The sequence below is a fragment of the Wenxinia marina DSM 24838 genome, from assembly GCF_000379485.1.
GTDB lineage: Bacteria > Pseudomonadota > Alphaproteobacteria > Rhodobacterales > Rhodobacteraceae > Wenxinia > Wenxinia marina.
Map to the genome: position 1 here is coordinate 178,438 of NZ_KB902313.1, position 25,721 is coordinate 204,158.

The following is a 25,721-nucleotide window of genomic DNA, read 5'->3' on the forward strand; positions in this document are numbered from 1 at the left end:
GGTACAAGCGCTTGATCCCGCCACCCCCGCCTGACGTCGACAATCTTCCAGGTGGCGAGGAAGCGTCTGGCCGGGGGGCGGCCAGACGCTGCCCGGGCCGCTGAAGCGGCTGATTCCGGGCGGGGCAATCGGCTCCATCCGCTCCCCGTGGCCCCCCGCCGGGTCCTGCGCTACCCTCGGCTCGTCCCAGGCCGGAGGCGCCCCATGCTGTTCCTGATCTTCCTCGTCGCCGCCCTCGCGGCCGGCGCCACCGGGGCCGCCTTCCCGCCCGGCGCCTGGTACGAGCGGCTGCAGAAGCCGACATGGGTGCCGCCGAACGCCGCCTTTCCCATCGTCTGGACCGTGCTGTACGTCCTGATGGCGATCGCCGGCGCGCGGGTGGCGGGAGAGCCGGACAGCGGCGCCGCGATGGCCTTCTGGGCGCTGCAGATCGCGCTCAACGCGCTGTGGACGCCGCTGTTCTTCGGGCTGCGGCGGATGCAGTGGGCGATGGTGGTGATGGGGCTGCTGTGGCTCGCCGTCCTCGGCTGCCTGATCGCGCACTGGCGGGTCGACTGGGTCTCGGGCCTGATGTTCGTGCCCTACCTCGCGTGGGTCACCACCGCGGGCGCGCTCAACTGGTCGGTGCTGCGTCTGAACCCCGGCGTCCAGCCCCTCGACACCTCTCGACTCTGACCCGCCCTCAGTCCGGCGCCAGCATGTAGCCCTCGCCCCGTACCGTCTGCAGGTAGCGGGGCTGGCGCGGATCGACCTCGATCTTGCGGCGCAGGCGCGTGATCTGCACGTCCACCGCCCGCTCCTGCGCCTGCCCGCCGCCGCGCCCCAGCTCCTCGACCAGGGTGGCGCGGCTGAAGGCGGCGCCGGGCCGGCCGGCGAAGATGCGCATCAGCTGGCTCTCGGTTGCGGTGAGCCGGACGAGGTCGTCGCCCTGCCACATCTCGCCCCGCTCGGTGTCGTAGCGGATCGGCCCCAGCGTCAGCACCTTGGGCGTCGCCACCGCCGGCTCGGGCGGGGGCGTGCGCCGCAGGATCGCGTTGATCCGCAGCAGCAGCTCCTTAGGCTCGAACGGCTTGGCGAGGTAGTCGTCGGCCCCCGCCTCCAGCCCCGCGATCCGGTCCGCCGTCTCGCCCCGCGCGGTCAGCAGCAGCACCGGCATCGCCCGGCTGGCGCGCAGGCTGCGGCAGAAGCTGATCCCGTCCTCGCCCGGCATCATCACGTCGAGGACCATCAGGTCGAAGTCCAGCCCCCCGAGCAGCCGCCGCGCATGGCCCGCGTCCCGCGCGGCCGTGACGAGGTAGCCGTGCCGCATCAGGAACTTCTGCAGAAGGCCGCGGATCCGCTCGTCGTCGTCGACGATGAGGAGATGCGCCGCCTCGGCCGCTCCGCCGCCCATCAGCCCCGTTCCCGGTCCCGAAGTGCGAGGTAGTGACGTCGCATGTCCTCGTCCATCATCGCCTCCAGCACCTGACGGAACCCTGCCACCGCCGCCGGCCCCGCGGCGCGGTAGGCGGCGCGCATCCGGTCCCGCTGCGCGTCCGACAGCTCGCGCTCCAGCGCCGCGCCGGTCTCGGTCAGGAAGAGATGCCGCTCGCGCTTGTCCACGGTCCCCACCCTGCTCTCCACGAGACCGTCCTCGATCAGCGTGCGCAACACACGATTGAGGGACTGCTTCGTCACCCCCAGGATCGACAGCAGGTTGTTCACCGTCGTCCCGTGCGAGCGATGGATGAAGTGCAGCGCCCGGTGGTGCGCCCGCCCGTAATCCTTTTCGGCGAGGATGCGGTCGGGGTCGGCGGTGAAGCCGCGATAGGCGAAGAACATCGCCTCAATCCCGGTCCGCAGCTGCTCGTCCGTGAGGAACAGCAGCGCCTGCCCCCCGGGCGGTCCCGATCCTTCGGCCACTGGGCTCTCCCCGTCCGTGCTGACGTCAAGATACGTCAGCCTTGTTGACATTACCACAGCCGACTGTTAGCGAGTCGGCCGATCCGAAGCAACTTTCTGTCCGCTTCGGGCCCGAACGGGTAACAAACGGAAATCCGGAAGGAAAGATCATGGCGGGTGCCTACGACGATCGCGACGGCAGGATCTGGATGGACGGCAAGCTGGTGGAGTGGCGGGACGCCAACGTCCACCTGCTGACCCACGCCCTGCACTACGCCTCGTCCGTGTTCGAGGGCGAGCGCTGCTATAACGGGAAAATCTTCGAGGGCCGCAAGCATTCCGAGCGGCTCCGTCGTTCGGCCGAGATGCTGGATTTCGAGATCCCCTACACCGTCGACGAGATCGAGGCCGCCAAGTACCAGATGCTGGAGGCGAACGGCTGGACCGACGCCTACGTCCGCGCCATCGCCTGGCGCGGCGCCGGCCCCGACATGGGCGTCAGCGCCGCCCGCAACCCCGTCCGCCTCGCGATCGCGGGGTGGGAGTGGGGCAACTACTACGGCGACGCCAAGATGAAGGGCGCGAAGCTCGACATCTCCAGGTGGAGGCGCCCCTCGCCCGAGACGATCCCCAGCCACGCCAAGGCCGCCGGCCTCTACATGATCTGCACCATGTCCAAGCACGCCGCCGAGGCGAAGGGCTGTTCGGACGCGATGATGTTCGACTACCGCGGCTACGTGGCCGAGGCGACGGGCGCCAACATCTTCTTCGTCAAGGACGGCGAGGTGCACACGCCGCTTCCCGACTGCTTCCTCAACGGCATCACCCGGCAGACCGTCGTCGGCATGCTGCAGGACCGCCAGATCAAGGTGCACGAGCGCCACATCATGCCCGAGGAGCTGGAAGGGTTCGAGCAGTGCTGGCTCACCGGCACCGCCGCCGAGGTCACCCCCGTCGGCCAGATCGGCGACTACAATTTCGAGGTCGGCGCCCTGACCCGCGAGATCGCCGAAAGCTACGAGACGCTGGTGCGGAGCTGATGAAGGACGGGCCGACGTTGCCACCCGCCGGCGTCGGCCCATCTGTGGGGGCATGAATCCGACCGACCCGACACGCGTGACCGACCCCGACGACGCCCCCCGCACCAAGGCCTCGCGCGCCGCAGCGGCGCGCACCGACGAGCAGCGGGCCGAGGTCGAGAACGAGGCGGTCGAGAAGGCGACGCACATGTCCGCCCGCCTCGTCTACGAGGTTGTCCTGCGCGAGGGCGAGGAGGAGCTGTCCCGTCCGCGCTCGTCCCTGATCTTCTCCGGTCTTGCCGCGGGCGTCTGCATCGCCTTCTCGGTCCTCGGCGAGGCGTTGTTCCTGACCTATCTGCCCGACGTGCCGGCCTCGTACCTGCTGGAGAATCTCGGCTACTCCCTGGGCTTCATGCTGGTCATCATGGGCCGGCTGCAGCTCTTCACCGAGAACACGATCACTACCGTCATGCCGGTCCTGACGCGGCGCAGCCTCAACTGCCTGCTGGCGACGGCGCGCTTGTGGGGCATCGTGCTGACGGCCAACACCGCCGGCTGCCTCGTCGCGGCGTCGTTCCTGTACTGGACGCCGGCGATCCAGCCCGAGGTGCAGGCCTCGATCCACGCGCTGTCGCTGCATGCCACCGGCTTCGGCCCGGTCGCCGGGTTCTTCAAGGCGATCCCGGCGGGGCTGCTGATGGCGGCGCTGGTCTGGATGATGTCCGCCGGCCAGCGGGCCGAGGGGTTCTTCATCATCCTCACCTTCACCTGGCTGATCGCGGCCGGCGACTTCACCCACATCGTCGCCGGCTCGGTCGAGATGTTCTACGTCGTCTTCTCCGGCGACCTCGACGCCGGTCCGGCGATCCTCGGCTTCTTCCTGCCCGTTCTCCTCGGCAACATCGTCGGCGGCACGGCCGTCTTCACCGCGATGGCCTGGGGGCAGGTGCGGGAAGAGATCGCCCGGAGCTGAGTGCCCGTCAGCCGTTCGAGGGCGGCATCGCCTTGCGTTGGCGCGCCCGCTTCAGCCCCAGCTGCCGCTCGCGCCAGATGATGAGGACGCCTGCGAACACGACGATCGACGCGCCCAGCAGCATCGTCCCCGTCGGCACCTCGCCGAACACGGCGAAGCCGACGGCGATGGCCAGCAGCATCGAGACGTACTCGAACGGGGCGATCAGCGACGCGTCCGCCTGCCGGTAGGACGAGGTCAGCAGGATCTGCCCCACCCCGCCGCCGAGGCCGGCGAGGATCAGCATCCCCGTCTCGGCCGGCGTCGGCACGACCCAGCCCCAGTAGAGCGTGACCAGCGACAGGACCGACGCGGTCACCGAGAACCAGAAGACGATCGCCGCCGTCGATTCCGTCGCCACCATGCGCCGCACGAAGACCTGCGCCAGCGCCGCGAACACCGCCCCGGCCAGCACGATCACCGCGCCCAGAGTCTCCCTCTGGTCGAGCGCGCCGCCCGTCGAGGTCAGGCGCGGCGACAGGACGATCAGCACCCCGATCAGGCCGAGGACGACGGTGGTCAGGCGGAACAGCCGTACCTCCTCGCCCAGGAACATCGCGGCGAAGATCACGACGAGGAGCGGCGCGGCGTAGCCGATCGCCGTCACCTCGGGCAGCGGCAGCAGGCCGAGACCGGCGAAGCCCGACCCCATCGCCAGCGTCCCGACGAAGCCGCGCCAGACGTGGCCCATCGGGTTCGAGGTGCGCAGCCCGCTCGACAGCTCGCCCCGCCAGGCAAGCCACGCGACGATGACAGGAATCGCGAAGAACGAGCGGAAGAACACCGTCTCGCCCGGCGGCACATGCTCGCGCGTGACCTTTATCAGGGACTGCATCGCGACGAAGATGCAGACCGACAGGATCTTGAGGATGATGCCGCGCAGGGGATTCATGCGCCGACCCTAGGCGGCGCCGGGCCGGGCGGAAAGCGCCTGCGGCGGACAGGTGCCGCCGCAGGCGGAAAATCAGGCCTCCTGGCCGCGCTCGATGCGGGCGTATTCCTTCACCCCGGCGCCGCGCCGCTGTTCCCGCGCCTTGCGGTGCAGTGCGCGGATCGCCGGATGGGTGCCCTGCTCGCGCTCGACCCGCACGAACTCGCGGGTGCGGATCTCGGGGGTCTGGGTCTGTTGGTCTGTCATGGCGTGTCCTCCTCGCATGACGGGAATCAACGTTACCATAACGTCGGCACCGCGCCGCATCGTTTCAACCCGGGAAGCTGACCGCGCCGTAATCCGCCACCACCTCGACCGGAACGCCCATGGCGCGCAGCGCCGCGACCTCCGCCGCTTCGGCCTCGCGCCCCGCCCGCCGCAGGATGACCGCGCGGACGCGTCCCGGATGCCGCTCGGCCGCGGCCCGGTAGACGTGGGCGTCCCTCTGGCCGGTATCGCCGATCAGCACGAACGGCAGGTCCGGCACCGCGGCGAGGATCGTGTCGATCGCGCGGCCCTTGTGACCCTCGTGCCCTGCGGCCCGGTGCGCCAGCCCGAAGTCCCGCAGGAACATCGGCCCCCTCGGCACCCCGGCGGCGCCGAGGAGGCGCGACAGGAAATCGTGCAGGTTCCACGGGCTGGAACTGACGAAGAAGACGGGATTGCGCCCTCCGTCCTCCAGCCGCGTCAGCAGCTCCACGCCGTCGGCGAAGACCTCGCGGGAGGCCAGCCCGCCGGTGAAGGTGGTCGCGAGATTGCGCCACAGCGACCAGGCGCCGGTGCGGATCACGGTGTCGTCGATGTCCGAGACGATGCACAGGGTCGCGTCCCCGCGCGGCACGAGCGCCGGCATCGTGACAGCGGACACGCCGGCCCGCACTTCGACCTCGTGCCAGCCGGAGGAGGCGGGGCGGGGCACCTCCAGCGCGAAATAGCCCTCCGCGTCGGATCGGGTCGAGATGCCGTATGCGGGCGCCGTCACCTCGACGCCCGAGACCTCGTCGGTGACGAAGAGCGACGCCATCTGCCGCAGGTTGCCGAGCGTCGTGCGGACGCCAGGATCGATTCGCGGCACCCGCGACAGGATGCGGCCGCGCAGGTGAAGCGCGGCCGGGGTGGCATAGCCGACATGGGGGTCGATGACCGGGTCGCGGCCGTGCCGGCGGTGCCAGCGCGCGATGCCGCGGTCCACGAGCCGTTCAAGGGCCGCCCCCGGCCCGCGCTGGGGGCGGCCGGCCGTCATCCGGCAGGCGAGATCCGCACGAGGGCGCCGTTCGGCGCCGCCTCGTCGGTCACGACGATCAGCGTGCCGTCCGGCGCCTGCTCGACGTCGCGCACGCGCGCGCCCACGTCGATCCGCTCTTCGCCCGTCACCCGTCCATCCTCCAGCTCCAGCCGAACGACGCTCTGACTCACCAGGCCGGAGGCGAGGATGTCGCCCCCCCAGCCGTCGAACGCATCGCCATCGTAGAAGATCATGCCGCCGGGCGCGATGACCGGATCCCAGTAGTAGACCGGCTCCGCGAATCCCTCCTGCCGGGCATCGCCCGAGCCGACCGGGTTGCCGCTGTAGGTGACACCGTAGGACACGACGGGCCAGCCGTAGTTCTCCCCCGCCTCGGTGAGGTTCAGCTCGTCGCCGCCGGCGGGACCGTGTTCGATCGTCCACAGGCGCCCTTCCGGCCCGACGGCCGCGCCCTGGATGTTCCGGTGGCCGTAGGACCAGATCGTATCGACCCCCTCTTCACCCACGAAGGGGTTGCCCTCGGGCGCCGTGCCGTCGACGGCGTCGACCCGGATGACCTTGCCGTAGGTCGTCCCCAGGTCCTGCGCCAGCTCGCGGTTCACCTGCGTGAAGTGCTCGCCCGTGGTGATGAAGGCGTTGTCGCTGTCCGGCTCGAACACGATCCGGCTGCCATAGTGCATCGGCGCGTCGGCGGGCGGCGACTGGACGAAGATGTCCTGCACGTCCGTCAGCTCGGTCCCGTCCTCGCTGAGGGTGCCTGTCGCCGCGGCGGTCGCGGTGCCGCCCTCGACGCTCTTGGCGTAGGTCAGCCAGACACGCCGCGTCTCGGCGAAATCGTCGCGCACGGCAACGTCGAGAAGGCCGCCCTGCTCGCGGTTGTCCACGTCCGGCACGCCCGTGATCGGCTCGGACAGCGTCCCGTCGGCCATGACCATGCGCAGCTGGCCCGGCCGCTCGGTCACGAGGTAGTCGCCGCCCGGCAGCAGCGCGATGCCCCACGGGTGGTCGAGGCCGTCGACGAAGGTCTCGGTCGTCACGGCGGTGTCGTCCAGCGCGGGGGCGCGGGTCTGGTTCTCGAACGCCGCCTCGAAGTCGGCGTTGGCGGGGCCCTGGTCGACCTGCGCGGCGGCGAGGGCGGGCACCATGGCGGTGGCGGCGGCGAGTGCGAACTTCGTCATCTGTCATCTCCATGTGGGTGGTCACATGGCGAATGCTCCGGTCGGCGTCAGGTATCCCCCCGCTGGCGAAGACGTGACAGCGCCCAGCGCGCCGCGTCCGCGACCGCCGGGTCCGGATCGTCCGCCAGCGCCCGCGCGCTGTCCGCCAGCCGCGGGTCTCCCGAGTTACCGATGGCGTAGAGCACGTTCCGCACGAACCGGTCCCGCCCGATCCGCTTCACCGCGCTGCCCGAGAACCGCTTCCGGAACGCCGCGTCGTCCAGCGCCGCCAGCTCCGCCAGCCGGGGCGGCCCGTCCTCCGCGAGGTAGCGCTGGTCGGCGGCACGAACGGCGAACTTGTTCCACGGACAGACGGCGAGGCAGTCGTCGCAGCCGTAGATGCGGTTGCCCAGCGCCGGCCGGAACTCCTCGTGGATCGGGCCGGCATGCTCGATCGTCAGGTACGAGATGCAGCGGCGCGCATCGAGCTGGAACGGCGCGGGAAAGGCGTCGGTGGGGCAGACGTCGAGACACTTGCGGCAGCTCCCGCAATGCTCCGCCTCCGGCGGGTCGGGGGGCAGCTCCACGGTCGTGAAGATGGCGCCGAGGAACACCCAGTTGCCGAAGTCCCGCCCCAGCAGGTTCGTGTGCTTGCCCTGCCAGCCGAGGCCGGCGGCCTGCGCCAGCGGCTTCTCCATCACCGGGGCAGTATCGACGAAGACCTTGATCTCCTCGCCCGGGCAGCGCTCCAGCAGCCACCGCCCCACCCGCTTCAGCCGCTTCTTGACGAGGTCGTGGTAGTCCCGCCCGTGGGCATAGACGCTGATCGCCGCCCGATCCGGCCGGTCCAGCACGTTCAGCGGATCGTGCTCCGGCGCGTAGCTCTCGGCCAGCATCACGACCGACCGCGCCTGCGGCCACAGCGCCGCGGGATCGCCACGCCAGTGGGTGCGCTCTGCCATCCAGCACATGTCGCCGTGCCGGCCCTCCTTGAGAAAGGTCGCCAGCCGCCCCGCCGCCTGAGGCACGGCATCCGGCCGGCAGACGCCCATCGCCGCGAAGCCCGCCGCGCGGGCTTCGGCGTCCAGCGCCTGTTTGAGGGCGTGTCGGTCCATGCGGCTAACCTATCGCTCCCACCGCCCCGGCGCAGCCCTGCCGCGACGACGGCGCCACAAGCCTCGCCCGTCCCGGGCCTGACCCGGGACCCCGACTTGGCCCGCGCACCGCCTTGTCCGGGCGAGGCCCCGGGTCGGGCCCGGGGCGGGTATGCTCCTGTGCAACGGCAGGGCAGATTGCGAAGCTGTCGTGCGCGGGACCGTCCTCGGGACCACCCGCCCCGGCCCCCGAGCCGGGGCCCCGCGCAGATCTCGTGCATCGGCTCTTCGAGGCCCCCAGTCAGCCCCCGGGCCACCGTGAAGACGCTTTCAGAAGTCCAGATCCGCGTAATGCGCCGGCTGCGGAAATCCCGGGATCTGGTCCGCGAGGATCGACCGGAACGCCGGGCGCGACTTGATCTTGGCGTACCAGTCCTTGACCACGTCCGACCGGTGCCAGTCCACGTCCGAGATGTAGTCGAGGCACGACAGGTGCGCCGCCGCGGCGAAGTCCGCCAGCGTCATCTCGTTCCCCGCCAGCCACCGCCGCTGGTCCAGGAGCCACGCCATGTAGTCGATGTGGTGCTTGATCGCCCGCGCCCCGGACTTCACGTTCGCCGAATCCGGGTAGCCGGTGCCCTGCACCTTGCGGAAGATCCGCTCGCCCAGCAGCTTGGCCGTCACCTCGGCGTGGAACTTGTCGTCGAACCACGCCACCAGCCGCCGCACCTCGTAGCGGGCCTCGGCGCCCTGCGGCATCAGGGGGGGCTGCGGCGCCACCTCCTCGAGATACTCGCAGATCGCGCCGCTGTCGGAATAGAACCGCCCGCCGATCCGCAGCACGGGCACCTTGCCGGCGGGGTTGCGGCGCAGAAAGTCGGCGTCCTGCTCCCAGTAGCGCTCCTCCACCAGCTCGGTATCGAGCCGCTTCTCGCCGAGGACCAGGCGGACCTTCCGCGAGAACGGGGACAACGGATAGTGGTACAGGCGGTACATGGCACGGTCCGGGTCAGGTGTGCCCCTCAATGCCGCAAGGCATCCCGCCTTTCAATACTGCCCCCGGGGAGGCGGGGGGTCAGAGCGGCCCGCCCCCCTCGAAACATGCCGCCCGGCCGTCCGCCGCGATGGTCGCCGCGCCCCCCGCGATGTCCCGCGCCCGCCGCCGCAGGCTGTCGCCGAGCGCGTCTGGATCGCGCTCCTTGGGGTTCGGCAGGAGCGCCGCCAGCCGCGCGGCCTGGTCCGGCGACAGCTGCGACGCCGGGATGCCGTAGTAGCGCTGCGCCGCCGCCTCGACCCCGAACAGCCCTTCGCCGAACTCCGCGACGTTGAGGTAGACCTCGAGGATGCGCCGCTTCGTCCAGACCAGCTCCACCGCCGGGGTCAGCGCCGCCTCGAGCGCCTTGCGCAGCCAGCTGCGGCCCTGCCACAGGTAGACGTTCTTCACCGTCTGCTGGCTCAGCGTGGAAGCGCCGCGCTGGCCGCCGGCCTCGATCGCCGCTCGGATCGCGTCGAGGTCGAAGCCCCAGTGCAGGCAGAAGTTCGCATCCTCCGCCGCGACGACAGAGCGCGCCATAACCGGCGCGATCTCCTCCATCGGCACCCAGGTCCGGTCCAGCGGCCCGTATCGGCCGTACTCGGCCAGCATGTAGGGCGTCGCCGGCGGGTTCACGACGGCGAACAGGCCGATCAGCGCCGCCGCCAGCACCACGGCCAGCAGCAGCAGCCGGCGGACACAGCGCATCAGCCAGCGCAGCGGCCTGACCCGCCGTCGCTCCGTCTCCGCCCTGCTCGCCCGCCGTGCCATGCCGCCCTTAGACCCCTCCCGCCGCGCGCCGGTCAACCCGCCCAGAGGAGCGGCCGCGTCAGCATCAGCCAGAGGATCGCCAGCACCGCGAAGAACGCCGGAAAGCCGCAGGCGAACCAGGCCCGGTACAGGCGGTGATACGCCCCCGGCAGCGGTTCGTCCGCGTCCCGCGCCGCCCGGGCGAGGTCGCGCATCCGCGCCTGCATCCACACGACGGGCAGCCAGAACGCCCCCACCACGACGTAGAGGACGAGCGACAGGACGATCCACCCCTCCGACAGGCGCCATCCCCGGTCGAGCGCGAGCAGAACGCCCGTCACCGGCTGCGCCACGGCCGCGGTGGCGGTGAAGACCATGTCGGCGATCACCACGATTCCGGCCACATGCGCCACCAGCGCCGGGTCGCCGCTCCGGTGCGACATCACCATGAAGAACGCGATCCCCGCCCCCGTCCCCAGCAGAACCGTGGCGCCGATCACGTGCAGGAAGAGAAGGACGTCGCCGGTCATCGCGACTCCGTCAGCGCCGCGACGACGAGGGCGAGCACCAGCCCCGGGATCACCTTGACCAGCGGCCCCATCGGGTCGGCCCACAGGTCCGGCGCCGCCAGCGTCGCGGCGACGAGGTAGCCGCCGGCCAGCGCCGCCATCCCCAGCGCCGCCGCCCGGACCAGCGGCCGCCACAGGATCGCGAGTCCCAGCGCCAGATCCGCCACGCCGCCGATCCAGACCGCCACGCGCGCCGCCGCGTCGCTCCAGCCCCGCGAGGTCAGCACCTCCGCCGCCGCCCCGGTTCGCGCCAGCCCTATCAGGCCCGAGGCGATCCAGAACACGCTGAGCGTCGCCACCGCCAGCGGGAACAGCAGGTAGAGCCTCGCGAACCACCGCTCCTGCAGGCCGGCCGGCATCGCCGCGAGCGTCTGCTCCAGCGGCCGGCACGGCGCGCCGCCCGCCGCCTCCCAGGCCGACGGATCGCCGCGGACGCCGTCCGCCAGCGCCCGGATCGCCGTCGACCGCAGCGGCGAGCGCCAGCCGAGCCGCCCCAGCCCGTCCGCCACCGCCGCCGCGCCGCGCAGCAGCACCGGCGGCACCGGCGGCGCCCACAGGGCCCGCGGCAGGCCCAGCCAGTGCCGCACGGCGGCGACCGTCTCCGGCAGGCTCCGCGCCTCCGCCTCGGTCAGGTCCGCGACCGTGCCGCCCGGGATCGCCCCCTCCGCCGCTGCGAGAACCGCGTCCGCGACGTCATCCAGCGCCACGGTCTGGATCATCGCCTCGGGCAGCACCTGCGGCGCCACGCCCGGCAGCGCCGCGGCCGCGCGCAGGAGCGCGGAGCCGCCGAACGCGCCGGCGCCGATCACCAGCGTCGGCCGCAGGATCACCCAGTCGAGGCCGGAGGCGCGGATCGCCCCGTCGCCCCGCGCCTTGGTCCGGAAGAAGGCGGTGGGTGCGTCCGGCGCCACCCCGGCAGCCGAGATCTGCACCAGCCGCGTCCGCGACCCCTCCAGCGCCCGCACCAGCCGCACCACCGCCCGCTCGTGGATCGCGCCCAGATCGTCGCCGCCGCCGTCCTGCAGCGCGCCCGAGGCATTGATCACGACGTCCGCTCCCGCGACCAGCGCCCGCCACTCCGCCTCGCCCATCGCGGCGAGGTCGCGGATCGCCCAGTCGGCGTCCGGCGCCACCCGCCGGGCGGCGGCCGCGTCCCGTCCGACGCCGGTCACACGCCAGCCCGCTGTCGTCATGCGCCGAAGGCAGGCGGCGCCGATCAGCCCGTAGCCGCCGAGGACGAGCGCGCGCCGGCGTCCGTCAGCCATGCGATGTCCGATGCGGCCCCGCAACCCTCACCGCCGTCTCCCTCCGTCAGCAGGGCGTCCGGCGACCGCCGGCGGTCCGGGCCCTGTGCCCGCGCACGCCCTGCTCCCGCCCGACCATCGGCGCCGCGAGTCGTCGGGGCAAGCGGGCGGGACAGCGGGGTGAAACCGGCGCGGGGGATGTTGCGACCGCGCCGCACGGGGGGTCGTGGCTTCCGGCCGGCGACCGGGGCGGCAGCAGCCAGGTGTCGCGTTTGCCGATGGAGGCCCCGGCTCCAGGCCGGGGCGGGAGCTCGCATCAGGACCCCCGAACACCCGCCCCGGGCCTGACCCGGGGCCCCGACAAAAGGTCGCGCGACAGCTCGGCCCGCCAGCCGCAGTCGATGCTCGAACGCAAGGGCGGCGTCTGGCCGCGGTCGAACGCCCCGACGCTGCGGTGGAGACGCTTTATCCCGCCACCCCCGCCCGACCTCTATCGTCTCGCAGGTGGCGAGGAAGCGTCTGGCCGGGGGGCGGCCAGACGCTGCCCGGGCCGCTCGCGCGGCTGTTCCGGGCGGGAGCGGGTTGCCGGTGCCTGTCCGAGGTCGGTCCGATTTGGCGCCGCGGCAGAGCCGTCCGTCCACCCCGCCGACCCAGCGAGAGCGGCGAGACTCCCCGCCGCCCCGCGCCCGGCGGATCACTCCGCCGGGACGGCCTGCGCCTCCTCGCTCAGCGGATGCGCCAGGTGCGGCAGCATCTCGGTCGGGCAGATCTGCAGGAAGTGCGGCAGCTCGCTGTCCCAGTGGGTCAGGATCTCCGCCGCCCGCCGGCTGCCGGTCTCGACGGCATGCCGCTCGATCAGCGCCTTCAGCTCGTCCACCCAATGCGCCACCGTGACCGGGCCGGTCACAAGCGTCTCCATGTTCATCATGGCCGGCGCCGTGCCGTCGGGGTCGTAGACGTAGGCCATGCCGCCCGTCATGCCGGCGCCGAAGTTCGCGCCGATCTCGCCGAGGATCACCGCGACGCCGCCGGTCATGTACTCGCACCCGTTCGACCCGCAGCCCTCGATCACCACCTTCGCGCCCGAGTTCCGGACCGCGAACCGCTCCCCGGCCCGGCCGGCGGCGAAGAGGTAGCCGTCGGTCGCGCCGTAGAGGACGGTGTTGCCGATGATGACGTTGTCCGCCGCGACGAGAGGCGAGGCCATCGGCGGCCGGACCACGATCGTCCCGCCCGACAGGCCCTTGCCGACGTAGTCGTTGGCGTCCCCCGACACTTCCAGCTTCAGCCCCGGCGCCGCGAACGCGCCGAGGGACTGCCCGGCGGAGCCCTTGAGCTTCACCGTCAGGTGGTCGGGCTGCAGCTGGTTCCGCATCCCGAACCTGCCGACGATGTGGCTCGACGTGCGCGTGCCGACGGTCCGCAGCGTGTTCTGCACCGCGTATTCCAGCTGCATCTTCTCGCCGTCGTTCAGGAAGCGCGCGGCGTCCTTCACGATCTCGGCGTCCAGCGTGTCCGGCACCGCGTTGCGCGGCTTGTTCCGGTCGTAGCGGATGGAGTGGGCCCCATCGACGGTGATGAGCAGCGGATTGAGGTCGAGGTCGTCGAGGTGCGCGGCGCCGCGCGACACCTGCGTCAGCAGGTCCGCCCGCCCGATCACGTCGTCGAGGCTGCGCGCCCCGATGGAGGCGAGGATCTCCCGCACCTCGGTGGCGTAGAAGGTGATGAGGTTCACCACTTTCTCGGCGCTGCCGGTGAACTTGGCCCGCAGACGCTCGTCCTGGGTGCAGACGCCCACCGGGCAGGTGTTCGACTGGCACTGGCGGACCATGATGCAGCCCATCGCGATCAGCGCGGCGGTGCCGATGCCGTATTCCTCGGCGCCCATCATCGCCGCCATGACGATGTCGCGGCCCGTGCGCAGGCCCCCGTCGGTGCGCAGCGTCACCCGCTCGCGCAGGTTGTTCATCGCCAGCACCTGATGCGCCTCGGTCAGGCCCATCTCCCACGGCAGGCCGGCATACTTGATGCTGGTCGCCGGGGACGCGCCGGTGCCGCCGTTGTGGCCCGAGATCAGGATGACGTCGGCCTTCGCCTTGGCCACGCCCGCCGCGATGGTGCCGACGCCCGACGAGGCGACCAGCTTCACCGTCACCTTGCAGCGCGGGTTGATCTGCTTGAGGTCGTAGATCAGCTGCGCGAGGTCCTCGATCGAGTAGATGTCATGGTGCGGCGGCGGGCTGATGAGCGTGACGCCGGGCGTCGAGTGCCGCAGGCGGGCGATCAGCTTCGTCACCTTCATGCCGGGCAGCTGCCCGCCCTCGCCGGGCTTGGCGCCCTGCGCGACCTTGATCTCCAGCTCCTCGCACTGGTTCAGGTACTCCGCCGTGACGCCGAAGCGGCCGGACGCCACCTGCTTGATCTTTGCCGACGGGTTGTCGCCGTTCGCCTCGGGCGTGAAATGCGCCGGATCCTCGCCGCCCTCGCCGCTGTCGGACTTCGCGCCGATCCGGTTCATCGCCACGTTCAGCGTCTTGTGCGCCTCCGGCGACAGCGCGCCCAGCGACATGCCCGGCGTCACGAACCGCTTGCGGATCGAGGTGATGGACTCCACCTCCTCGATCGGCACCGGCTCGCCCAGCGGCTTGATCGCCAGAAGGTCGCGCAGGTGGATCGGCGGGTTCGCCGCCAGCTGGCGCGAATACTGCTGCCACAGCTCGTAGGACGCCCGGTCGCACGCCGCCTGCAGCAGGTGCATCGTCGTCGCCTCCCAGGCGTGCTTCTCGCCCGCGCGCCGCGCCTTGTAGAAGCCGCCGATCGGCAGCACGCCCACCTCGGCCGAGCCGGTGGACCAGCCCTGCGCGTGGATTTCCTCCAGCTTCTTCTGGATGCCGGTGAGGCCGATCCCCGAGATGCGGGAGTGCATGCCCGGGAAGTACTCCGCGCACATCGCGCGGGAGAGGCCCACCGCCTCGAAGTTCAGCCCGCCGCGGTAGGACGAGATGATCGAGATGCCCATCTTCGACATGATCTTGAGCAGGCCTGCGTCGATCGCCGCGCGGTAGCGCCGGCAGGCGTCGACGAGGCTGCCCTCGATCAGGCCGCGCCGGATGCGGTCGGCGATGGAATCCTGCGCGAGGTACGCGTTCACCGTCGTCGCCCCGCACGAGATCAGCACGGCGAAGTAGTGCGGGTCGATGCACTCGGCCGACCGGACGTTGATCGAGCAGAAGGTGCGCAGACCCTTGCGGGTCAGCCAGAAATGCACCGCCGACGTGGCGAGGATCATCGGCATCGGGATCTTGTCCGCCGACTGGTACTGGTCGGTCAGCACGATGTGCCCGGCGCCCGAGCGCACGGCGTCCTCCGCCTCGGCCCGGATCCGCTCCAGCCCCTTCTTCAGCGCGTCGGGCTCTCCCCCGGTGGCGAAGGTGCAGTCGATCCAGGCCACCTGGTCGCCGAACTGCTCGGTCATCACCTCGAATTCCGAGTTGGCGACGAACGGGCTTTCCAGCACCAGGATCTCCGTCTGGGCCGAGCTCTCGTCCAGCACGTTCTTGAGGTTGCCGAACCGGGTCTTGAGGCTCATCACCCGGTTCTCGCGCAGGGAGTCGATCGGCGGGTTCGTTACCTGGCTGAAGTTCTGCCGGAAGAAGTGCGACAGCGGCCGATAGCGCGCCGACAGCACCGCGGACGGCGTGTCGTCGCCCATCGAGGCGATCATCTCCTTGCCGTCCTCGGCCATCGGCGCGAGGACCTGCTCCAGCTCCTCGAGAGAGTACCCCGCCGCGATCTGCCGGCGGCGCAGGTCGGCGCCCTCGAACAGGGGCTGCTCGGGCACGTCGCGCAGGATCGCGTTCAGGTCCACGACCTTCTCGATCCAGTCGCCGAACGGCTGCGCGGCGGCCAGCTTGTCCTTCAGTTCGTGGTCGTGGAACAGCCGGCCTTCCTTCATGTCGACAGCGATCATCTGACCAGGGCCGAGCGCGCCCTTCTCGACGACGCTCTTCTCGTCGGTCGGGACCATGCCGATCTCGGACCCCGCGATCAGCAGGCCGTCGCCCGTCACCACGTAGCGCATCGGCCGCAGGCCGTTGCGGTCGAGACCGCCGCAGACCCAGCGCCCGTCGGTCATGGCGAGCGCGGCGGGGCCGTCCCACGGCTCCATCACCGCGTTGCAGTAGGCGTACATGTCCTGCCACGCCTGCGGCATGTCGGTCGCGACCTTGGACCACGCCTCGGGCACCAGCATCGTCTTGGCCATCGGCGCGGTGCGCCCGGCCCGCACCAGCACCTCGAACACCGCGTCGAGTGCGGCCGAATCCGACGAGCCCAGCGCGACGATCGGCTTGATGTCCTCCGCCTGCTCGCCGAACGTGGAGCTGGCCATGCGGATCTCGTGGCTCTTCATCCAGTTCAGGTTGCCCTTCAGCGTGTTGATCTCGCCGTTGTGGGCGAGCATGCGGAAGGGCTGGGCCAGCCACCATTGCGGGAAGGTGTTGGTCGAATAGCGCTGGTGGTAGATCGCGAAGGACGAGACGAAGCGCTCGTCCTTGAGGTCGGGATAGAACTCCGCCACGTCCTGGGCGAGGAACATGCCCTTGTAGATGATCGACCGGCAGGACAGCGAGGCGAGGTACAGCACGCCGACCTGGGCCGCCGCGGCCGCCTTCTCGATCCGGCGGCGGATGATGTAGAGCTCGCGCTCGAACGCCTCCTCGTCGATATCCTTCTCGCAGCGGATCAGGATCTGCTCGATCTCGGGCCGGGTCGCGTTCGCCTTCTCGCCCAGCACCTCGATGTTCACCGGGACGTGGCGCCAGCCGTAGATGTAGTGGCCCATCCGCAGGACCTCGGTCTCGACGATCGTCCGGCAGGTCTCCTGCGCGCCGAAGTCGTTGCGGGGCAGGAACACCTGCCCGACCGCGATGCGCCGCCCCTCGACCGGCTCGTGGCCGGTGCGGCGGATCTGGTCGTCGAAGAACGGCACCGGGATCTGCACGTGGATGCCGGCGCCGTCGCCGGTCTTGCCGTCGGCGTCGACCGCGCCGCGGTGCCAGACCGCCTTCAGCGCCGCGATGCCCTTCTCGACCACCGACCGGCTGGCGGTGCCGTCGATGCTGACGACGAGGCCCACGCCGCAGGAGGCGTGCTCGTCCTCCTCGCGGAACAGCGAGTTCTCGGCCATCCACTTGCGCTTGGCTTCTTCCGCCGCGGCCCAGGTTTCATCATACGTCGTCATGGGGCATCTCCCTCGACAAAGGGGTGGGCGGCTTCCACCTCGGCGCGGGTCTCGCGCCGGTGGTCCCCGGAAAGTCGGACCGACGCCATGGCGCGGTCGGTGTAGATCTCTGAGGTCAGCGGCCAGTCGCGGCCTGCGTCGAAGAGACCCGGCATCAGGTCGTAGGGCCGGTCAGGTTCGTCGGTGTCGCGCATCCACAGATGGCTGCCGCAGACCTCGCAGAACGCCCGCTCGGCGAAGCCCGAGGACCGGAAGCGGCGCACCGGCCCCTCCACCGTCACGGCGGCCGCGTCGGCGCGGAAGCACAGGAACAGCCCGCCGGTCCAGCGCTGACACATGCGGCAATGGCAGGCGGCGACGCCGGTCTCGTGCCGGTCCTCGACGCGCACCGCCACCGCCCGGCACAGGCAATGTCCCTCGATCATTCGGAGGCCTCCAGCTGCGGCTTCAGCTGCGCCCAGGTCAGGCGCGGATGCTCGCCCGCGAGGTCGAAGCAGTCCGGCTTCTCCTCGATGAAGATCTCGCGCGCGAGGGTCAGCCCGTTCGCGTCGTCCAGCAAGCCGATCGGCACCTCGTAGTTGCCGGTCCCGTCCGCGCCCTTGTCCCAGCGGTACCACAGCGGCGAGCCGCACTCGCCGCAGCGCGACCGCGACGCCCAGCCCGAGGTGCGGCGGGTCACGACCGGCCCCTCGATGCTCATCGCCGCCTCGGGCACCGTCACGCCCAGCATCGGGCCGCCCAGCCAGCGCTGGCACTGGTGGCAATGGCAGACGCCGAAGCCGCCGGTCTCGGCCGCCTCGAACGTCACCGCGCCGCACAGGCACTGGCCGTGGCGCGCGGTCACGGCGCGTCCTCGACATGCGGCGCCCGCGCCTCGTACTCGGCCTTGCTGACCAGCTTGTGCTCGCCCGCGAGGCGCATCGCCGGCCAGCCGGTGTCGACGTAGTTCTCGTTGTTCACCGGCCAGTCGTGCGTTGCGGGGAACAGGCCGGGCACGAACTCGTAGTCCTTGCCGTCCTCGCGGAACCACAGCGCGCTGCCGCAACGGTCGCACCACGCCCGCTCGCCGAAGGGCGACGAGCGGTAGGTCCTGACCGGCCCCTCGACCATCGTCGTGTCCGCCTTCGAGCCGAAGCCGAACTGGACGCCGCCCGTCCAGCGGGTGCAGCTGCCGCAATGGCACGCCGAGAACCGCTCCATCACCGGATCGGCCCGCAGGCGCACCGCGCCGCAGAGGCAGGCGCCGTCGATCACGCGCTTTCCTCGTTGCAGCCGAACTTGGGGTTCGGCGACAGGAAGCCGGCCTCGTCGGGGAAGATGAACTCCACCGGCGCATCGTCGCTGTCGAAGCTCTCTCCGTCCGACATGTAGGTGGATTGCCCGGACAGGAACATCCGCCAGTCGCGGTTGATGTACTCGGTCCCGGTGCTGGACCACGTCACGTTGCCGTCGGCGTCGTAGGCGGTGATCGCGTACTGCGTCCGGTCCAGCGTCACGCCGTCGATGTCCACCGTCTCGCCGGTCAGACGGTCCTCGCCGACATAGCGCGAGACGCCGACCTCGTCGCTGTCGGTCTCGAACTCGTAGGTGTTGACGCCGCTCTCCAGCAGCTCGGTGAAGGAGGCCGGGTTCTCCGCCCCTTCCACCAGCCGCTCGGAATGGCCCGAATACATGTGGAAGCTTTCCATCCAGCGCGTCTCGTCGTCGATCGCGCCGAGGTACGAGATGCCGTTCTGGTCCATGTCGATCCGGCGCTGCCAGCCGTCCGGGTCCATCTCGCAGGTGAAGTGGTGCGAGACGCGGCACGACTTGCTCTGCACCGTGAGGTAGGCGGTGCAGCCGTCGGGCAGGTCGATCTGGTCCTGCGCGGCGGCCGGCAGCGGCGCGGCCAGCGGCATCAGGACGAGGGGGAGGGTAAGGATACGCATCATAGCCTTCCTTGCGATGTCAGGGGATCGGGGATGAGGGATATCATCAGCCCGCAATCGTATTTCGGATGGACCGAGAGGAAACCCTCGTCCCCCGGGAACAGGAATTCCATTGGCGAATAGTCGTTCTCGATCACGTCGTCGGGAAGCTCGTACCGCGAGGTCCCGGCGATGAAGGTGCGCCAGTCGCGCTGGATGAACTCGTTCCCGGTGACCCGCCAGACGACGGCCCCCGTGTCGACGTCGGTCGCAATCACGTCGAACGCCGTCCGGTCCAGCGTGACCCCGTCCACCGTCACCCTCTCGCCGGTCAGCCGGTCGTAGCCGACGAACCGCGTGCGATAGCCGGCGTCGTCCTGCGTCACGAAATCGAAGTCGTCGCGCCCCGTCGACATCAGCGTCGTCAGCGAGGCGGGATCGGCCGCGCCGGGCAGCAGCCGCTCGACCCGCCCGGCCAGAAGGTGGTGGCTCTCGATCCACTGCGTCTCGGCGTCGATGGCGCCGTAGTAGGTCATTCCGTCCTCGGCGAAATCGGCACGCCACTGCAGCCCCTGCGGATCGCCCGAGCAGGAGTAGAGATGGCTGACCGTGCAGCCGCGCTTCTGCATCGTCACCGACGCCGTGCAGCCGGCCGGGGGGGTGAAGACGTCGCTCTGCGCCGCCGCCGGGGCGGGTGCGAATGTTACAGCGATCACGATTTTCGACGCCGCGACCGCGGCGAACTTCCCCAGCTTCATCAGTGACTTCCCCCTGCGCCCGCACCCCTCCGGCGGCGTGTCCGCGCCCCAACTGCCAGCATATCCGGCAATTGGCCGATCCGGGGGCGAGCCGCCCCGGGCCCGCCGCGGCCGCGCACGCCGGCAGGGCGCAAAAGGTTCCCCGGAAATTGCCGCGGATTCACCCCGGAACGACGCCCCGGTCCACCCGTTCGACCCCCAGTGAGACGGCGGGCGATCGGCCCGTCCTGTCCAGAGCAACCGAAGACGAAAGGATCACCATAATGACTTTTCGCCGACCAAACCTTCTCGCCAGCGTAGCGGCCTCCGCGATCGCCGTGGCAACCCCGATGATGGCCACCGCGCAGGTCTCGGAACCCGAGACCGTGACGGATCCGGCCGCCGAGGAACGGCTCAGCTGCCAGGCCGAGGTCCGCGCCCTGCGCGACACCGTCCGGTCCGAGCCCGAATACGAGGCGTTCGCCGACGACTTCGAAGCGCTGATCGAGGCCGCCTCGGTCGAGAGCGACGCCGGGGTCTGCCTGCTCCGCCTGATCGAGGCGCAGCAGTTCCTCGTCACCCAGGACGTCGTCCTGGAGGGCTACAGCGACGAGGCGACCATCTACGCCACGCTGACCGAAGCCCAGAACGCCGGCGCCATGACCAACATGGAAGAGGCGATCGAGGCGACCAACGTGACCGTGGCCGCGCGTCCCGCGCGCGTCGCCGTGACGCCCGAGGCGGCTCGCGTGACCGTCGAGCGCGAGGCGACCGAAGTGGCCGTCGAGCAGCAGGCCTCCGAGATCGTGGTGGAGCAGCCGGCGAGCACCGTCTCCGTCGAGCAGGCCCAGCCGAACATCGACGTGGTGCAGCCCGAGGCGAACGTGACCGTCGACGCCCCGGCCCCCGAGGTCGAGGTGGTTCAGCCCGCGCCCGACATCCAGGTCGAGCAGGCCCAGCCCGAGGTCGACGTGACGCAGTCCCAGCCGCAGATCACGATCGAACAGCCGCAGCCCGAAGTGACCATCCGGCAGTTCCAGCCGGAAGTGACCGTGACGCAGCCGCAGCCCGACATCAGCGTCGAGCAGCAGCAGCCGCAGATCGCCGTGGTCCAGCCCGAGCCCGAGGTGACGGTCGAGGCCGCCGAGCCGATCGTGACCGTCGAGCAGGCGGAGCCGGACGTGAACGTCGACTACGCCCAGCCGACCGTCGACGTCACCCAGCGTGAGCCGCAGGTCACCGTCGATGCGCAGCAACCCGACGTGCAGGTCACCGAAGCGGCGCCGCAGGTCGAGGTCACGCAGGGCGAGCCGTCCGTGTCCGTGGCCCAGGCCGAGCCGGTCGTGAACGTCGACCAGGCCGAGGCGAGCGTCCAGGTCGCGCAGGCCGAGGCGCAGGTGACGTCCGAAATGGGCGAAGCACAGGTCGCCGTGACCAACGAGCCGGGCGCCGACGTGCAGACCATGCGCGAGGAAGGTGTCGACGTCTCCATCAACATGGAAGACGAAGGCGAGATCGTCATCGGTGGCGACGTGCGCGTGGCCGAGGCCGACCTCCTGGGGCTCGAAGAAGTGGAGTTCCCCTTCGACAGCGACACCCTGAGCGACGCCGCGCGCGGCAACATCGCCGATGCGGCCGACCTTCTGGACGAAGGTGATGTCGCGTTGCTGGTGGGCTATGCCAGCCCGATCGGCGACGCCGACTACAACCAGGACCTCTCGGAGCGCCGTGTCGAGAGCGTGCGCGCCGCGATGCTCGACATGGGCGTCGCCGCGGACCAGATCCGCACGACCGCGGCTGGTGAAACCAGCGTCGAGGCCGACGTCTCCGCGGAAGGTCGCAGCGAAGAGAACCGCCGCGTCGAGATCCGCATCGTTCCGGCCGAACTGATGGCCGCGCAGTGAAGGCTGACGCCGTGAGGGGCTGACGCCCCCCACGGTTTGCCGAAGGCGACGCCCCCGGTCCCCTGACCGGGGGCGTTCGTTTGTCCGGGCGTCGGTTCGGGCGCGCGCGATCGCCGGCACAGGCAGGCCCCGCGCCGTTGCGTCCGCTTTCACGATCCCGAACCGCCCGGTCACCGTCTCTCCACTCTCCGCGTCAGCGCTGCTGACCTTTCCGCCAGCCGACCCCGGCCGCACCAAGGTTAAGTGTGCACGGGTAGTGCACGCCCCGTACGACGCTCATTCGGCCGCCACGCTCGCGGACGCGCCCTGCCCCAGGTAGTCCAGGATCGCCGTCGCGGAGTCGCGCCCGTCGCGGATCGCCCACACCACCAGCGACGCGCCCCGAACGATGTCGCCGACTGCGTACACGCCGTCCAGCGAGGTCTTGCCGGTCACTGCCTCGGCCCGGATCGTGCCCCAGCGCGTGACTTCCAGCCCGTCGACGCCCCACAGCTTCGGCAGGGCCTCGGGTTCGAAGCCCAGCGCCTTGATGACGAGATCCGCCTCCTCGACGTAGTCGGCGCCCTCGATCACCTCGGGCATCCGCCGACCCGTGACGTCCGGCGCGCCGAGCCTCATGCGGCTGACCTCGACCCCCGTCACCGGGCCGCCCTCGAACCCCTTGGGCGCGGAGAGCCAGACGAACTCCACGCCTTCTTCCTCGGCGTTGGCCACCTCGCGCTGGCTACCGGGCATGTTGGCGCGGTCGCGGCGGTACAGGCACTTCACCGACGAGGCGCCCTGCCGGATGGCCGTGCGAACGCAGTCCATCGCGGTGTCGCCGCCGCCGATGACGACGACGCGCTTGCCGGTGGCGTTCAGCTCGCCGCTGTCGAACTCCGCCACCTCGTCGCCGAAGCTCTTGCGGTTCGATGCCGTGAGGTAGTCGATCGCCCTGACGATCCCCTGCGCATCCGCCTCGGGCAGGTCGCGGCTCTTGTACACGCCGGTGGCGATCAGCACCGCGTCGTGCTTGCCGCGGATCGCGTCGAAGGACAGGTCCTCGCCCACGTTGCAGTTCAGCACGAATTCGACGCCGCCTTCCTCCAGCTGGCGGATGCGGCGCATCACCACGTCCTTCTCCAGCTTGAAGCCTGGGATGCCGTAGGTCATCAGCCCGCCCGCCCGGTCGTGGCGGTCGTAGACCGTCACCTGAACGCCGGCCCGGCGCAGCATGTCGGCAGCGGCAAGACCACCCGGCCCCGCGCCGATGATCCCGACGCTCTCGGCCCGCTCGCGCGCCGGGGACGGCGGCCTGACCCAGCCCTCCTCCCACGCCGTGTCGGTGATGTACTTCTCGACCGCGCCGATGGTGACCGTGCCGTGGCCCGACTGCTCGATCACGCAGTTGCCTTCGCACAGCCGGTCCTGCGGGCAGATCCGGCCGCAGATCTCGGGGAAGGTGTTGGTGGCCTGGCTGACCTCGTAGGCCTCTTCCAGCCGCCCGGCGGCGGTGAGGCGCAGCCAGTCGGGGATGTTGTTGTGCAGCGGGCAATGCGTCTGGCAGTAGGGCACGCCGCACTGGCTGCACCGGCTGGACTGTTCGGCCGCCTTCGCTGCCGCGAACTCGGCATAGATCTCGCCGAAATCCTGCCGCCGCATACTCGCCTCGCGCTTGTCGGGCATGTCCCGGCCGACGGTGACGAACTTCAGCATCGGTTCCTTGGCCATATCGCCCTCCACACGCGTCACGCGGTCAGTATGAGGTTCCGCGTCAAATGAAAAGTCAGCATCGCTGACCTAATATGGCGAAAAATGTGGCGCCGCAAGCGCGACGAGCGCGAAGCGCGCCGAAATTAGGTCCGGTTGAATACCTATCGCCCCCTCTTTCCGCGCCGATGCATCGGCATAGGGTGGCGCCCGCACGAATCGCCCGGACCCCCATGCCACTCTATCACCTCGTCCTCGTGGCCCTGATCCAGGGCATCACAGAGTTCCTGCCGATCTCCTCCTCCGGTCACCTGATCCTTCTCCCCGGTCTCACGGGGATGGAGGATCAGGGGCTCGCCATCGACGTCGCCGCCCATGTCGGGACGCTTCTGGCGGTGGTCCTGTACTTCTGGCGCGACGTGGCCGAGGGCCTCGCCGGGGTGCCGCGGATGCTGACCGGGCGGATCGACACCTGGGGCGCGCGCCTCGCATTCCTGCTGGTGATCGCCACCGTTCCGGTGATCGTCGCGGGCTTCCTCCTCAGCCTCTTCGACCTCGAACAGGCGATGCGCTCCGTCGCCGTGATCGGCTGGACGATGCTGCTGTTCGGCCTCGTCCTGTGGTGGGCCGACCGGACCGGGGCGGAGGACAAGGCGGCCACCGACTGGACCCTGCGGGACGCGATCGCGATGGGCCTGTGGCAGGCGGTCGCGCTGATCCCCGGCACCTCGCGCTCGGGCATCACGATCACCGGCGCCCGGCGCCTCGGCTACGACCGCGAGAGCGCGGCGCGGATGTCGATGCTGATGTCGATCCCGACGATCCTCGCCTCCGGCCTCCTCCTCGGGATCGAGGTGGCGGGCCGGGCCGACGCCGCGGCGGCGCGGGACGGCGCCATCGTCGCGGGCCTGTCCTTCGTGTCGGCGCTGCTGGCGCTGTCGCTGATGATGCGTCTGCTGCGCAGCGTCAGCTACACGCCCTACGTCATCTACCGCGTGGTGTTCGGCGCGATCCTGCTGTGGATCGCCTATTCCTGAGGGGCGATGGGTTGTTGGACACCCGTCCTGCGCATCAGGAGAACCCGGCCCGGCCCGAGCCGCCGCGCAGGTTCGAGGCCGACGCCTTGATCTCGGCATACTGCCCCGACGGCCGGAACCGCCACAGGTAGTCCGGCAGCACCGCCTCCATCGCGGTCGGCTGGATCCCCAGCTCCGCGAATCCCCTGGCGCCGTCCGCCACCACGTTGTCATGCCGGAGCTGGCGCACCTGGTCGGGCGAGATCGGCATCGGCGCGAGCCCGCCGGTCAGGAAGTTCAGCACGTTGAACCCGCCGGCCATGATCTTCGCCAGCCAGAACGGGATGTTGACCACGGCGCGCCGCCGCTGAACCTCCGCCAGCATCTGCTCCATCAGCTCGCGGAACGTGTGCACGTCCGGACCGCCGAGTTCGTACACGCCCGGCGCCGCCTTGCCGTTCACCCCCAGCTGCGCCGCCGCGGCGACGTCGTCGACGTAGACCGGCTGGAATCGGGTGTTGCCGCCGACGACCGGCAGGATCGGCCCGGTCCGCGACATCGAGGCGAACCGGTTGAAGAACTCGTCCTCGGGCCCGAACAGGACCGACGGCCGCAGGATCACGGCGCCCGGCATGTGCTGCAGCACCGCCTTCTCACCCGCGGCCTTGGTCCTGCCATAGGTGCTGTCGCTGCCCTCGCCGGCGCCGATGGCCGAGATGTGGACCATCCGGCCCACCCCCTCCTCGGCCGCGATCCGCGCGATCCGGCCCGCGCCCTCGTCCTGCACCGCCTCGAAGTTGTTCTTGCCGCGGGCGTCGAAGGTCCCGACGCAGTTCACCACGGCCTGCACGCCGCGGGTCACCTCGCGGACGCTCGCATCGTCGCGGATGTTGCAGAAGACCGGCACGACCTGCCCGACGACGCCGTAGGTCCGCACCTGGATCGCCTCGTTCGGGCGCCGGCAGGCGACCCGGATGCGCCATCCGTCCTTCGCCAGCCGCCGCGCGATGTACCGGCCGAGAAAGCCCGATCCGCCGAAGATGGTGACGATGCCTGCCATGGTCCGCGCTCTCCTGTCGGTTCCCGTCCGGTCTTATCGCCGGCCCGTGCGGAAGGGCAAGGCGCGAGCCGCGACAAAGGTCCGCAAACCCGATTGACAGCCCCGGCCCGCCCGGATAGATCGCCGCCTCACACGACCTGCCCAGGTGGTGGAATTGGTAGACGCGCTGGCTTCAGGTGCCAGTGTCCGAAAGGACGTGGAGGTTCGAGTCCTCTCCTGGGCACCACTCC

General features: G+C 70.6%; 24 protein-coding genes and 1 tRNA gene. 6 read left to right on the forward strand and 19 right to left on the reverse strand.

Annotation, left to right across the window (positions count from 1 at the left end; all coding sequences use genetic code 11):
• Positions 1–204: 204 nt before the first annotated feature.
• Positions 205–675 (forward strand): tryptophan-rich sensory protein TspO, encoded by a 471-nt coding sequence (gene tspO, locus A37W_RS0118055; protein ID WP_018304455.1) that lies wholly within the window; start codon positions 205–207, stop codon positions 673–675.
• Between the two features lie 7 nt (positions 676–682).
• Here the strand turns inward: tspO and A37W_RS0118060 are convergent, their stop codons facing one another.
• Together A37W_RS0118060 and A37W_RS0118065 are read right to left on the reverse strand one after the other, a co-directional pair.
• A complete protein-coding gene (locus A37W_RS0118060) occupies positions 683–1,393 on the reverse strand; it encodes a response regulator (RefSeq protein ID WP_018304456.1) in 711 nt (236 codons plus the stop codon).
• Positions 1,393–1,902: a MarR family winged helix-turn-helix transcriptional regulator gene (locus A37W_RS0118065; protein WP_018304457.1), complete on the reverse strand. Its 510-nt coding sequence runs from the start codon at positions 1,900–1,902 to the stop codon at positions 1,393–1,395. The genes A37W_RS0118060 and A37W_RS0118065 overlap by 1 nt, the downstream gene beginning before the upstream one ends.
• A 149-nt stretch (positions 1,903–2,051) precedes the next feature.
• Here A37W_RS0118065 and A37W_RS0118070 point away from each other — a divergent pair, with 149 nt between their 5' ends.
• Together A37W_RS0118070 and A37W_RS0118075 are read left to right on the forward strand one after the other, a co-directional pair.
• Positions 2,052–2,921, forward strand: a complete 870-nt coding sequence (locus A37W_RS0118070) for a branched-chain amino acid aminotransferase (RefSeq protein WP_018304458.1) — start codon at positions 2,052–2,054, stop codon at positions 2,919–2,921.
• 52 nt (positions 2,922–2,973) lie between these two features.
• A complete protein-coding gene (locus tag A37W_RS0118075; RefSeq protein WP_018304459.1) occupies positions 2,974–3,873 on the forward strand; it encodes a formate/nitrite transporter family protein in 900 nt (299 codons plus the stop codon).
• A gap of 7 nt (positions 3,874–3,880) precedes the next feature.
• Here A37W_RS0118075 and A37W_RS0118080 read toward each other — a convergent pair whose 3' ends face one another.
• The 15 genes from A37W_RS0118080 to A37W_RS0118150 all read right to left on the reverse strand — a co-directional run bounded on the left by A37W_RS0118080 (position 3,881) and on the right by A37W_RS0118150 (position 19,843).
• Positions 3,881–4,804 carry a DMT family transporter gene (locus A37W_RS0118080; protein ID WP_018304460.1) on the reverse strand — a complete coding sequence of 308 codons (924 nt, stop codon included), beginning with the start codon at positions 4,802–4,804 and terminating at the stop codon, positions 3,881–3,883.
• A gap of 72 nt (positions 4,805–4,876) precedes the next feature.
• Complete coding sequence (locus A37W_RS24070) at positions 4,877–5,050, reverse strand: hypothetical protein (protein ID WP_018304461.1); 174 nt, start codon at positions 5,048–5,050, stop codon at positions 4,877–4,879.
• A 64-nt stretch (positions 5,051–5,114) separates the two neighbouring features.
• Complete coding sequence (locus A37W_RS22405; RefSeq protein WP_047772171.1) at positions 5,115–6,035, reverse strand: phosphatase domain-containing protein; 921 nt, start codon at positions 6,033–6,035, stop codon at positions 5,115–5,117.
• Between the two features lie 47 nt (positions 6,036–6,082).
• Positions 6,083–7,267, reverse strand: coding sequence for a PQQ-dependent sugar dehydrogenase (locus A37W_RS0118095; protein ID WP_018304463.1), 1,185 nt, complete (start codon positions 7,265–7,267; stop codon positions 6,083–6,085).
• Positions 7,268–7,314: 47 nt separating this feature from the next.
• Complete coding sequence (queG, locus tag A37W_RS0118100) at positions 7,315–8,361, reverse strand: tRNA epoxyqueuosine(34) reductase QueG (protein WP_018304464.1); 1,047 nt, start codon at positions 8,359–8,361, stop codon at positions 7,315–7,317.
• 309 nt (positions 8,362–8,670) lie between these two features.
• A complete protein-coding gene (gene fzlA, locus A37W_RS0118105) occupies positions 8,671–9,336 on the reverse strand; it encodes an FtsZ-binding protein FzlA (protein ID WP_018304465.1) in 666 nt (221 codons plus the stop codon).
• Between the two features lie 79 nt (positions 9,337–9,415).
• Positions 9,416–10,081, reverse strand: a complete 666-nt coding sequence (gene mtgA / locus A37W_RS0118110; RefSeq protein ID WP_018304466.1) for a monofunctional biosynthetic peptidoglycan transglycosylase — start codon at positions 10,079–10,081, stop codon at positions 9,416–9,418.
• A 95-nt stretch (positions 10,082–10,176) separates the two neighbouring features.
• Positions 10,177–10,653 (reverse strand): DUF2269 family protein, encoded by a 477-nt coding sequence (locus A37W_RS0118115; RefSeq protein WP_018304467.1) that lies wholly within the window; start codon positions 10,651–10,653, stop codon positions 10,177–10,179.
• Positions 10,650–11,957 carry an SDR family oxidoreductase gene (locus A37W_RS0118120; RefSeq protein ID WP_018304468.1) on the reverse strand — a complete coding sequence of 436 codons (1,308 nt, stop codon included), beginning with the start codon at positions 11,955–11,957 and terminating at the stop codon, positions 10,650–10,652. The genes A37W_RS0118115 and A37W_RS0118120 overlap by 4 nt, the downstream gene beginning before the upstream one ends.
• Before the next feature lie 673 nt (positions 11,958–12,630).
• Complete coding sequence (gene gltB / locus A37W_RS0118125) at positions 12,631–17,178, reverse strand: glutamate synthase large subunit (RefSeq protein ID WP_018304469.1); 4,548 nt, start codon at positions 17,176–17,178, stop codon at positions 12,631–12,633.
• Positions 17,175–17,603 (reverse strand): GFA family protein, encoded by a 429-nt coding sequence (locus A37W_RS0118130; protein ID WP_018304470.1) that lies wholly within the window; start codon positions 17,601–17,603, stop codon positions 17,175–17,177. The genes gltB and A37W_RS0118130 overlap by 4 nt, the downstream gene beginning before the upstream one ends.
• Entirely contained in the window at positions 17,600–18,022 is a 423-nt protein-coding gene (locus A37W_RS0118135) for a GFA family protein (protein ID WP_018304471.1), read from the reverse strand. Before A37W_RS0118135 ends, A37W_RS0118130 begins: the two co-directional genes overlap by 4 nt.
• A complete protein-coding gene (locus A37W_RS0118140) occupies positions 18,019–18,432 on the reverse strand; it encodes a GFA family protein (protein ID WP_018304472.1) in 414 nt (137 codons plus the stop codon). The genes A37W_RS0118135 and A37W_RS0118140 overlap by 4 nt, the downstream gene beginning before the upstream one ends.
• On the reverse strand, positions 18,429–19,106 hold the full coding sequence (locus A37W_RS22410; RefSeq protein ID WP_018304473.1) for a hypothetical protein: 678 nt from the start codon (positions 19,104–19,106) through the stop codon (positions 18,429–18,431). The genes A37W_RS0118140 and A37W_RS22410 overlap by 4 nt, the downstream gene beginning before the upstream one ends.
• Entirely contained in the window at positions 19,106–19,843 is a 738-nt protein-coding gene (locus tag A37W_RS0118150) for a hypothetical protein (protein ID WP_018304474.1), read from the reverse strand. Before A37W_RS0118150 ends, A37W_RS22410 begins: the two co-directional genes overlap by 1 nt.
• Positions 19,844–20,160: 317 nt before the next feature.
• On the opposite strand from A37W_RS0118150, the gene A37W_RS22995 reads away from it, so the two are divergent.
• Positions 20,161–21,726 (forward strand): OmpA family protein, encoded by a 1,566-nt coding sequence (locus tag A37W_RS22995; RefSeq protein ID WP_156169121.1) that lies wholly within the window; start codon positions 20,161–20,163, stop codon positions 21,724–21,726.
• A gap of 276 nt (positions 21,727–22,002) precedes the next feature.
• On the opposite strand, the gene A37W_RS0118160 is transcribed toward A37W_RS22995, so the two are convergent.
• Positions 22,003–23,436, reverse strand: coding sequence for an NAD(P)-dependent oxidoreductase (locus A37W_RS0118160; RefSeq protein WP_026198591.1), 1,434 nt, complete (start codon positions 23,434–23,436; stop codon positions 22,003–22,005).
• A 212-nt stretch (positions 23,437–23,648) separates the two neighbouring features.
• Between A37W_RS0118160 and A37W_RS0118165 the strand changes: the two genes are divergently transcribed.
• The gene (locus A37W_RS0118165) at positions 23,649–24,452 is read left to right on the forward strand and encodes an undecaprenyl-diphosphate phosphatase (protein WP_018304477.1); all 804 of its coding nucleotides are present in this window, start codon (positions 23,649–23,651) and stop codon (positions 24,450–24,452) included.
• Between the two features lie 34 nt (positions 24,453–24,486).
• Here A37W_RS0118165 and A37W_RS0118170 read toward each other — a convergent pair whose 3' ends face one another.
• Positions 24,487–25,491, reverse strand: coding sequence for a complex I NDUFA9 subunit family protein (locus A37W_RS0118170; protein WP_018304478.1), 1,005 nt, complete (start codon positions 25,489–25,491; stop codon positions 24,487–24,489).
• Between the two features lie 139 nt (positions 25,492–25,630).
• Between A37W_RS0118170 and A37W_RS0118175 the strand changes: the two genes are divergently transcribed.
• Positions 25,631–25,717, forward strand: a tRNA-Leu gene (locus A37W_RS0118175).
• Positions 25,718–25,721 lie beyond the last annotated feature (4 nt).